The sequence below is a fragment of the Massiliimicrobium timonense genome, assembly GCF_002160865.1.
GTDB lineage: Bacteria > Bacillota_I > Bacilli_A > Erysipelotrichales > Coprobacillaceae > Allocoprobacillus.
Genome location: NZ_NFLJ01000011.1, coordinates 1 through 10,799, shown reverse-complemented (window position 1 = coordinate 10,799; position 10,799 = coordinate 1). Strand labels below are relative to the sequence as shown.

Genomic DNA, 10,799 nt, shown 5'->3' with positions numbered 1-10,799 from the left:
GATTGCACAGGTTGTCATATTTCAAAACATTATATGTTGATATTGATTAGAGCATAAAATCATTTTTGCTTTTGCAAAAAACATATTTCAAAACACCATATGTTGATATTAATCAGGGAGAAGTGACAAATCCAGTTATCAAAAAGGAATTTCAAAACACCATATGTTGATATTAAACAGAAACTGCTCAACAAGCGTATGACACTAACTATAGATTTCAAAACACCATATGTTGATATTAAACTGCTCTTAATATCTTCTTTGTAATTTGTTCCTTGAAATTTCAAAACACCATATGTTGATATTAAACGTTCTGTGGGATAAATCAAGCGATACATGGATAGAATTTCAAAACACCATATGTTGATATTAAACATCGAAGGAATAAAATTATAGAGAAGGTGGAGGTATAATTTCAAAACACCATATGTTGATATTAAACGATGAAATGGGAGATGTTGAAGTCGAAGGAGTTGAATTTCAAAACACCATATGTTGGTATTAAACAAAATACCTCCTGCAAGTGCTGGACCTCCACCTAAATTTCAAAACACCATATGTTGATATTAAACGATAATGGTGATAAGATTGATTTTCAAGCTACTGGATTTCAAAACACCATATGTTGATATTAAACTATGGTGTTGCTAAGAACTCTAATACATTAAACATATTTCAAAACACCATATGTTGATATTAAACGTAAACGGATAGCACCTATCAATTCACATCTTTCATATTTCAAAACACCATATGTTGATATTAAACCCTACCCCAATCACAAACTCTTTTTCATTTCCAATTATTTCAAAACACCATATGTTGATATTAAACCTACGAAAACTTCATAGAAATGTATGAAGCGTATCAATTTCAAAACACCATATGTTGATATTAAACAGCTCAACAAGATGCTGCTACGGCTAATGAAGCTGCATTTCAAAACACCATATGTTGATATTAAACAGAGATCATTTTCCATTAATTTTGATGTTAATATATATTTCAAAACACCATATGTTGATATTAAACTTAACTTCTGCAATATAGTTATTGACAGTATTCATATTTCAAAACACCATATGTTGATATTAAACAACGCAGGAAAAACTGTCAATGATAAAAACAGATTAATTTCAAAACACCATATGTTGATATTAAACACGGAAGACACTGTCATTGTTAGATACAACAATAGATTTCAAAACACCATATGTTGATATTAAACAACCAAGGTAACAAAAGCTAATGCAAAAGGAAGAAATTTCAAAACACCATATGTTGATATTAAACTTTTGAAATCTTAGAAAGACAACGATTAATTATGTATTTCAAAACACCATATGTTGATATTAAACCCAATAAAATCAATGCTTTTTTATTTACTAAAATGAAATTATACTGATTATAACAATATTTTTTTAATTTTTTACCAGCTAAAACTATAAAATTTAATCTTTATCAAAAATTACAATTTATATTGATATAATCAGCGTTTTTTCATTTTTTCTAAAATAATACTTGGTAAATTTAGATAATAAGATTGTCACTCTCAGTTTTTTTGTTTCCAAGAATTTCTTCATCAAATACATTATCATTAAATGTTTTAATAATGCAAACAAAATCTTCTTCTTTATTAATAACTTTATTCAATTCTCTTTTTAATGATATAAGTTTAGATGGAGTAATATCACCTCTAAAAACTGAATATTGATAATGTGATAAATACTTTTTACATATCTTAAAAACTTTTTGTACTCTTTTTTCCTTTATGTCATAAAAAACAATAGCGTAGTTATAATTATACTTTTTCATTAATATCCTTCCTTCAATGAGAAAAATTCAAAGTCTTTATCTTCAAGAAGATATTTAATCAACTTATAGCAATCCATTTTCATAGCTGTTTGATAAGTCATTTTACGTTTTAACTTTTTATTCAAAAAAACTCTATTTAATCTTTCTTCAAACGCTTCAATAAAAATTTGTCTACCCTTATCATTTAGAATACAATAATTAACTTTCTTTTCAAAATGTTCATTAACTTTTAATTTTTTATTATTCACAAGATCAAAGATAGTTTTAAATACAATTACAGGTTTAAAGGTTTCACTTAAATCTAAACTCAAAGAAAATCTAGCTTCACTTGGTTCATGTAAATAACTAATTGTTTGATTTAAATGTGTTTGGTAAATAACAGAAATACATTTCGTGTATAAAAGAGAATTTCCAAAAGAGATAAGTGCATTCATAGGATTATCAGGAGGTCTCCTTACACGTTTATTCATCATAAAATCTTCAGGTAAGATATATTGAAATGACGAATAAAACATTTGCCATAAAGTACCCTCTAAAAGCATTAATGATTGTATGTCTTGAATTTCTTCCAACTGTTTATAAAATTCATGTCTGATCCAGTCTATGATTTTTTTAACTTCTTTACGCCCATGTTTATAATAATGATATAACACATAATCAAGATTTTTTGCAATAGCAATAACAATCTTCTTAGCAATCACTATTCTTTTCATTGAATTATAACACTCAACTTCTTTAATCAGTAATCTCCCGCTTTTATACTGATCTTTAGGATAAAAAGTTCCAGAATAGTTTCCATAATAATTAAAGAAATGAATAACGATATGTTTTGTAGAAAGATAATCTAGCAGTTTTGTATTGATAGATACTTCATTCATGCAATATATTTCATGAATATTTTCTATTGGTAAATATATGTTTTTATTATTTTTTCTAAAGCACAATGAATTATCTTTTCGACTTAATTCACCCATACTTGTAATATATTTTGTTTTTCCCATACACTTCACCTTATTTTATATAAAACAATAATCATAATAAGCACATTTTTTACAGTGTTTTCTTTCTACAACATCGGGAACCTTTTGATTTTGTATCAGCTTTTGTATTTCATTCATTTTATTCAATAACTCTACTTCTACTTCATCATTAAGTTCTACAACCATAACTTTTTTCTCTTTATTTTTTTGAATAAACTCCAGTTTTCCTTTTCGATTAATCCCTTTTTCTTTTAACACATATAAATAATAAATAAGTTGCCATCGACTAGCCTCAACATCGGCATCACTTTTCTTTGTTTCAGTTAAATAATCTTTTGTTAATTTATCTAATTTAATATTGTCAATTGCTATTTCACTACTATCATCATCTTTATATTTTTCTTCATGCAATGCTTTACCAATCTTCACATCTTCACTATTATTTTCCATGTTTAATCTATTTGCATGAAGATAACATTGTCTAGGACAATGAATATAATAATTCATTAATGTTCCATTTATTTTCATAATCAACACTTCCTTTATAAATCAAATATTAAAGAATGTCATATTCAATTTGTTCGAAACGTTCTCTATCCAATTTACCATCAACAAAATAGTCATCAGCATCAAAAACACAAAGAAGATCTCCTATATAATCGTTATAATGAATAAATGTTTTTTTAGGAAATTGATAGGTAAAATCATGAAGCTGGCTTCGCACATCCATTAATTCTATCTGCTTTTTATTGTAGTTCATAGCATTATTTTCCAACAATTCTTTATAACGATTCCATACTTCTAAACCATCAATAATTTCACCATCATTATTTTTAATTTGTCTACATAAAACAACATCTACCATCCATTGGTTATCATCTATAAGCATCATTCTTTTAGCAACCTCTAGATAATTAAGTTTATAGACAATATCATTATAAAAATAACTTAATCCTTCTTTATCAGTATTTTGATTTCGATTGACTTTTAATGCCTTTAAAACCTTTTCATAATAACAAGAAAAATCCTTTTCTTCTAAAATTTCTCTCATCTCCTGGTTTTTAAGCGTTAATAAATCATCCGATCTATAATCATGACGATAAATCACATGAAAATTATCAATATCAAAAAAGTATATATCTCCACTTTCCATATTTGATCTATTAATTCTTCCAGCAAACTGTTCTTCATTATCTAATAAAGAAATATTTTTATAACCTATATCCATATCAATATCGACACCGGCTTCTATAACTTGTGTTGCAACGAGAATAATGGGTTTTGTAACCTTACCACGTATTTTTGAAATAATTCTCTTTCTTTCAATAGCTGAATCATCACCTGTTAAACATTCAATATCAATGTCATTTCTTCCTGATTTTAAAAGCAAACGATAAAATTGATAAGCAGACTTTTTTGTTATAAATTCAACAAGTATCTTTGTATGAGGAAAAACATTCTTTAAAACATGTTTTTGCAAATCATCTAATGTAATTTCAGACTTTAACAAATCATAATGATAATGAACCCTTCCCTTAAAAAATTCGTGTTGATAATATAACTTTGCATTTGGTAGCAATCTTGTCACACCATCATTCAAATGAAGAAGATGATCTAAATCAGGTAATGTTGCTGACATAATAATAATTTTCATATTCATAAGGTTGGCACATGCTTTTAACATTTCAATCATTTCTGCCCAGATATAATTTTTATAACTCTGTATTTCATCTAGAACAATAACTGAATCAGCTAATTGGTGAAAACCAATAATATTTTCTTTTTGATTCCCAAATAATAATTGAAAGAAACTGACATGTGTTGATAATATAAATGGATAATTTAGAAACTGTCTATCCAGCAACATTTGTTGATATTTATACGCTTCATCTTCCTCATCATGCAAATCTGGCGGAGGTGTTATAGAATTGACCACAACAATTTGTTTCATTAATTCCTTATGATCAAATGATAACTCTAAATTATGTTTATTTTGTTCTACAAGGGTATTAAATGGATAGATGTAAAATAATTTTTTTCGTCCTTTCATTAATTGAAAACTTAAATGAAGTGCTATATTGCTTTTTCCACTACCTGTAGGAGCCTGAAGGAAGAAAATAGGATCCGTATGATGTTTCTTTAAATTTCTATCAGCATCCAAAAATATTTCACATCTTAAATCATTCATTGTTTGAACATGGCTGAGCGTTTTATCATTTTCATGATATTTTTCTCTTTCATACTCATAAATTCCTTGCATCAAACCTGAACGACAGTATTCTTTTTCAAACTCTTTAATATCTGTTAAATTGCCAGAAAGTCGTACAGGTCGTTTATATTGGAATTCACTTGTTGCATAGTAATCACTCATGACCAACATAGAATAAATTAAACGATAATAAAAATATTTATAATGTCGATGGTTAGTAAGACAATCTTTTTCTTGAAAATAATCTAAATAATCACATATAGATTTTATTTTCTCTTTGGTCAAATATTTCAATCCCTTATATCCTTTAAGCGGTTTATACGTTAAATGTTCAATTAAGTTTTGAGTATTCGAACTTTTTAATTTCTCAATAAATTCATAAAAAGAATCCAAATGACTATGATGTTTTGATATAAGATAAGCATGTTCTAATATCGTTCTTTCAATAAAACATCTATCTTCATGAGAAAGATTTGTCATTTTATCAAGTTTATTTAAAAAGTAATCTAGATATATCAAAGATGATAAAAACGAATGATGACTTTTGGTAAGTCCTTTATATTTATTTCCAATATTGTTATTCATTTTCAACTTTTGAAACATTGGATTAATTTTACCAAAATCATGAAAAGTCACTATATTCACGAATAAACTATTGAGAAACTCAAAAGACACTTTAAAATTTTGAAATCCCATGACTTCGTAAAATTTATAAACGATTTTTTCAATATCTTTATAATCATACAGTTTCATAAAGTACTCTTGACTTAAATGAATGTGATTGTGTAATAACTCTTTTCGATTATCTATGTTATGAGCATAGAATGTATATTGATCATCAATAATATCATTATAATCAATAAAAGATAATGTTTTTTTCTCCATCATTATAAACTTCCTTTTGACTTTCTATCATTGTCGCATCAGTAAAAATCATTTTTGCTAATTCATAATGATTTGTACTTTCTTTCAAAGATATAGGTAAATATTCTTCATATTTAAATTGGATATGAAAGAAGTCAAATTGAAAATCATCCGCTTTAGCAAGACTATCAATACGAATATTTTTAGAATTATTCATTTGTAGATCAACAACACCCACATTTTCAATAATAGCAGGATGATCATTTTTACCAAGATAAGGTATATAAACAGCTTTTCTTTCAAGCAAATACTCACTTAACTTTTGACTTTCATCGTCGTCAATTAAAACATATATCATCCAGCTTGGATTTTCTAACCATTGTTCTTTGACAATCAGATTACCACCTTGTTCTTGAGATGCATATCCAACTGAATTATTAAACACTTGAACTTTTCTAGCAAAGCATCCATGTTCTTGATGAGGAATAATAGCGACTTTTAATTCTTTCAATTTATCATAATATTCTGGATACACTTCAAATGAGCTTTCATAACCTTTATAGCCTAAAATAGCACCAAACATCCCCAAAAGAGCAGGTTTATGTATATTTCCATAGGTAAAGTAAAAATAACTGTTTACTTCAGGATTTTTAAAGAATGCAGTTTTTCCTTTCAGAGTAAACTTAACCGCCTTCATACTTAAACCTCTTTTCTTGTTACAATATGATAATAATGAACATCAGACAAGTCACAATCAATCATAGTTGTATGAGGATTATAGTACACTTCAATATTCAATACTTTTGATTTTACATCTTCCAAAAGATCTCTTAAATGAATAGAAATAGTGTTTTTATCTTTTCCTTTTTTAAATTCAATATATTCGGTTAAATTAGGTAAATATAATGTTGGTTCAGTTTCTACAAATAATCCAAACTCATTTTCACAACCTTCTTTTGAATTTGTAGCAAATGCTGTCGCACTAGATAAAGATGTATCTTTAAATTGGAGATAATCTCCTTCTGTATATCCGTCTGTAACACCCAGCTTAACAAATTCATCATAAGCATGAGGATTAATAACAAAAGGATAGAAATAATGAGCTTCATCGCTGACAATCTTCGTTCCTAAAGTAGAATTTTTTGCATCAGCATCAGTTCCATCTTTAAATGGTGATAAAATTTGTTGTTCCTGTGCTTCACTTTCAGGATATTTATTAAATCCTTGTCCAAATTGAACAGCACCTGTTATAGAAATATTCATTTTTGCTTCTGCAAATGTCGCTCCAAAATTTTTAACATCAACAGCTGTAAATAAGTTTTTCAATACTTCAGAAACATCTTTACATTTTGATAAATCTTCAATTCCAAATAAATATTCATATCTTTCTTTTAATGTTCTTGGAACAAGTGATACTGCATCTTTATCTTTAGACAATATCATTGATTTAATATACAAAACTTTTTCTCCATTATTATCCCATTGTTTTTTCATAGGATATTTGAATGCTTTATCACTTCCAAAAATTTCCCCTGTAGAAATTGTCTTTGGATAACCTGTAAAATCAGCATTCCAGTTTGCCATAATTGAACTGATACCTAAAACACCATATACCCTTTTATTCATCTTCATCTTCCTCCTTGTTTTTTTCTAAAATTAATAGTGGTCCATTAAATCCTGCAACTATAAACTCACACAAAATGTTGTTTGTATCATATTTCATAATATGTTCTACTAATTTAGAACATCTACTTTCCAAATAAAAATCAATTGCATAATTATATTTTTTATACATCTGTATTAATTTTTGTTTCAATTGTTCAATATCTTTACAATTTAAATATTGATTAATGAACACATGCGTCTTTTTTGACGATTTGCTTAAATACACAAAATATTTTACTAGCTGTCCTACTGCATAATTAAATTCCTTATCATCATTAAACTCCCAATCTTTTTCTTTTGGAAGGTTAATATGCAATCTTAACTGATTTTTTACATCCATCATTTTTTCACCTATCTTCCTTTCATCATCAAAATAATCTAATAAAGACCATCTCAAATTTAATTTATGTACTAACATCAACTGACTACTTTGACTTATACTATTGATGATTATATACCATGACATTTTATCTATAATCTTTTTTAAAATTAACAAATCACCTGTATTTTTAAACAATTTTAACTGATCCCTATATGTTAGTAGACATTTTTTTAAATAATCATTGTTTATTTGCATATCACTAGCATTCATATAGAGATTTCTTTTCAATTTACCATCAAAGAATACTTGATCAATTATGTTAAACATTGATACCATATTGTCTAAATATTCTTCATAGCGAATATCACTTTTTTCTATATATTCATCAGATATTTCCATATAATTTTCTAAGTAAAAAGATTTCTTTAAGCTGTATGAAAAAGATGAAACAACTTGACTATCTATAATTTCAGCCTCATTCTTTCCTTTTTGACAGCGTATATAATAACCCTGAATATTTTTTCCCTTTAAGTCTTTATCATCAGCAATAGCTAATATTTCATTTTCATTTCCAAACGTATTGATATAAAAATCATAGCATCCTTTAGAAACTTGACCCCATAAATAATCAAAGAATTGTGCTTGTAATAATGCTTGTCCCTGATTAACTAAATAGGGTGTCTTTACTTTTCTTGTCTTATTTAGTAAAAATGGCTTCTTAGAATTAAGATTCATATTGTTATTAGGTAAACCTAATATTTCATTACCATCTTCAATGTTATAATCATTGCTATTATAGAGATTTGGTAAAAGATACCTTTTATTTTCTTGTTTATAATAATCCAAGGTTTTATCTTGATCACTAAACACAAAGAAGATTTTTATATAGTCTTTTTTATCTAAAGCAATTCCTTCAAATATATTTGTATGTAAAACATATTCTTCAATACTCTCAATAATTTTTTTATCAACTGGGCCAATTTCTTTTTCTACATTTTCATAAAGTTTTTTTGAATTTGATTTTTTCTCATACTTAGACATTGGATTTTTAAGAATAGCATAATACTTTTTTATAATATCCTTATTGAGTTTTCCTGAAAGAACGCTCTCTTTTTTTACAGACAAAGCAAAATAATGGCAAGAATGAATGACTTTTTTAGGATCAATGGGTTTATTCATATCCAAAAGCTTACTATAATAATCTAACTCTTGTATATAAGTGTAATTTGTATTTTGTGAACCATTTATTTGTTTCATTTTTTTATCATAGAAAATATCTATCGTTTCTTTGATTTTCCAGCCATCTTGATTATTCATTTCAATAAGGCGATATGTACCATCTTTAAGACTATATGAATCTGTCACAATTCTACTATCTTGTTGAACAACTTCACCAAACACTTCTAAAATTTCTTGAAGCAACTTCCTTACCTCCTTCCTTTATAAATATTCATAATTCATAAATCCAAATCCTCTAGAATTATTTTCGAGAACGCCTGTTCCTAATGCTAAATATGCTATTTTTTGTGCTCTTTCATTTTGAGCAATTTCTATACTTATTTTATCTCCTAAAAGATGAATATTTTTGTATGGAACTTTTACTGGAACTTTGTTCTTGAATTCTATACAGTCATAAATCATAAAGTTCTCATCTAAATTTTCATCTACAAATAGTTTGTATTTTTTCATTAGATTATCTTTTATTCTTTTCTCAAATTCTTCTAGGGACATGTAGTTTTTCCAATAACCTTTTTCATCATTTTTAACAATAATTGGAGTAATGCTATATATTCTCTTTATTAATTTGTTGGAAATAATCCTCACTTCTCCACCCAATGCCTCTATTTCATTAGTTTCATAAAAAGATAAACGAGACAAAAAATATTGAATCAAATCCTGTTCTACAGATCTTATTCTCATCGTATAATGATGATTCTTTTTATAAATTCCATCCTTTTCTATAGGATACAGAAAATCATGCACGTAGCCTTTATAATGATGAGCATTATGATATTCTTTTAGTTTTTCATCTTTGGTTAAAGCACTGTCGATGAAATAGTTAAGTACATTGACTAATTGCTCATAATGAATATCACATTTCAATACTAATTTAACTTTGTATTCATATACTTTCATTTTTCAACCTCACTTCATTTGTAATTTTTTTGAGTAAAGATACTATATCAAAACATTCTCATATCTAATACTAATGTAAAATGATTAACCATTTATAAACATATTTCATATATCTCTCACTTCCTTATCTGTAAATAAAATTGATTAATACAAATATCAAATGTAACAATCATCAATAAGCTTACTACTATTAAAACATATAAATCACTTTTTAACATGCTTATATAAGTTGTTTTGATAAAGTAAATTGTTATTCAGGTTCATATGAACTTTTACATTTCCATAATTTCAAAACATCTCATGTTGTTATTAAACAAAGCGAATTCCTCCTGTGGCATGCATATTCATATATTTCAATACATCATATATTGTTATTAAGCTACAGAACGAAAGGAAGAAGGCAGCATAAAAGTCAGATTTCAATACATCATATGTTGTTATTAAGCACATAAAAATAGTATAAAAACACACTAAAACTATATTTCAATACATCATATGTTGTTATTAAGCTGTTAAGGATAGTTTAGAACCACAATATTACTACATATTTCAATACATCATATGTTGTTATTAAGCATGATAGTCTCGTCATGCAGTGGGAATGAAAACTTATTTCAATACATCATATGTTGTTATTAAGCAAAATAACTATAGATTAAAAGGTGAATGAAAATGATATTTCAATACATCATATGTTGTTATTAAGCTAATAATTTCTTTCCAAACGATAGCAAATTAATTTAATTTCAATACATCATATGTTGTTATTAAGCATTTGACTTTTGATATTAAGACATCACACTCGTTA

At 26.6% G+C, this 10,799-nt stretch carries 8 protein-coding genes and 2 CRISPR repeat arrays (1 of these 10 running past the window's edge); all 8 genes read right to left on the bottom strand.

Going from position 1 to position 10,799, the window contains the following annotated elements; all coding sequences use genetic code 11:
• A CRISPR array of direct repeats spans positions 1 to 1,358; the repeat unit is 30 nt; unit sequence ATTTCAAAACACCATATGTTGATATTAAAC (it extends 437 nt beyond the left edge of the window).
• A 172-nt stretch (positions 1,359 to 1,530) separates the two neighbouring features.
• The 8 genes from cas2 to cas6 are packed head-to-tail and all read right to left on the bottom strand — an operon-like array spanning position 1,531 to position 9,991.
• Positions 1,531 to 1,815, bottom strand: coding sequence for a CRISPR-associated endonuclease Cas2 (gene cas2, locus B5E75_RS04885; RefSeq protein WP_087357668.1), 285 nt, complete (start codon positions 1,813 to 1,815; stop codon positions 1,531 to 1,533).
• Complete coding sequence (cas1b, locus tag B5E75_RS04880) at positions 1,815 to 2,816, bottom strand: type I-B CRISPR-associated endonuclease Cas1b (protein ID WP_087357667.1); 1,002 nt, start codon at positions 2,814 to 2,816, stop codon at positions 1,815 to 1,817. The genes cas2 and cas1b overlap by 1 nt, the downstream gene beginning before the upstream one ends.
• Positions 2,817 to 2,831: 15 nt before the next feature.
• Entirely contained in the window at positions 2,832 to 3,323 is a 492-nt protein-coding gene (locus B5E75_RS04875; protein ID WP_087357666.1) for a CRISPR-associated protein Cas4, read from the bottom strand.
• Positions 3,324 to 3,351: 28 nt separating this feature from the next.
• The gene (cas3, locus tag B5E75_RS04870; RefSeq protein ID WP_162607634.1) at positions 3,352 to 5,889 is read right to left on the bottom strand and encodes a CRISPR-associated helicase Cas3'; all 2,538 of its coding nucleotides are present in this window, start codon (positions 5,887 to 5,889) and stop codon (positions 3,352 to 3,354) included.
• Positions 5,861 to 6,565, bottom strand: a complete 705-nt coding sequence (gene cas5b, locus B5E75_RS04865) for a type I-B CRISPR-associated protein Cas5b (protein WP_087357664.1) — start codon at positions 6,563 to 6,565, stop codon at positions 5,861 to 5,863. Before cas5b ends, cas3 begins: the two co-directional genes overlap by 29 nt.
• 2 nt (positions 6,566 to 6,567) lie before the next feature.
• Positions 6,568 to 7,494: a type I CRISPR-associated protein Cas7 gene (locus tag B5E75_RS04860; protein ID WP_087357663.1), complete on the bottom strand. Its 927-nt coding sequence runs from the start codon at positions 7,492 to 7,494 to the stop codon at positions 6,568 to 6,570.
• Positions 7,487 to 9,277 carry a hypothetical protein gene (locus B5E75_RS04855; protein ID WP_087357662.1) on the bottom strand — a complete coding sequence of 597 codons (1,791 nt, stop codon included), beginning with the start codon at positions 9,275 to 9,277 and terminating at the stop codon, positions 7,487 to 7,489. The genes B5E75_RS04860 and B5E75_RS04855 overlap by 8 nt, the downstream gene beginning before the upstream one ends.
• Positions 9,278 to 9,295: 18 nt before the next feature.
• Positions 9,296 to 9,991: a CRISPR-associated endoribonuclease Cas6 gene (cas6, locus tag B5E75_RS04850; protein ID WP_087357661.1), complete on the bottom strand. Its 696-nt coding sequence runs from the start codon at positions 9,989 to 9,991 to the stop codon at positions 9,296 to 9,298.
• A gap of 285 nt (positions 9,992 to 10,276) precedes the next feature.
• A CRISPR array of direct repeats spans positions 10,277 to 10,764; the repeat unit is 30 nt; unit sequence ATTTCAATACATCATATGTTGTTATTAAGC.
• Positions 10,765 to 10,799: the final 35 nt, after the last annotated feature.

Coding starts and splice junctions, on each gene's coding strand:
- cas2 (WP_087357668.1), bottom strand. CDS start 1,815: ATGAAAAAGTATAATTATAACTACGCTATTGTTTTTTATGACATAAAG.
- cas5b (WP_087357664.1), bottom strand. CDS start 6,565: ATGAAGGCGGTTAAGTTTACTCTGAAAGGAAAAACTGCATTCTTTAAA.
- cas6 (WP_087357661.1), bottom strand. CDS start 9,991: ATGAAAGTATATGAATACAAAGTTAAATTAGTATTGAAATGTGATATT.
- cas1b (WP_087357667.1), bottom strand. CDS start 2,816: ATGGGAAAAACAAAATATATTACAAGTATGGGTGAATTAAGTCGAAAA.
- B5E75_RS04875 (WP_087357666.1), bottom strand. CDS start 3,323: ATGAAAATAAATGGAACATTAATGAATTATTATATTCATTGTCCTAGA.
- cas3 (WP_162607634.1), bottom strand. CDS start 5,889: ATGGAGAAAAAAACATTATCTTTTATTGATTATAATGATATTATTGAT.
- B5E75_RS04860 (WP_087357663.1), bottom strand. CDS start 7,494: ATGAATAAAAGGGTATATGGTGTTTTAGGTATCAGTTCAATTATGGCA.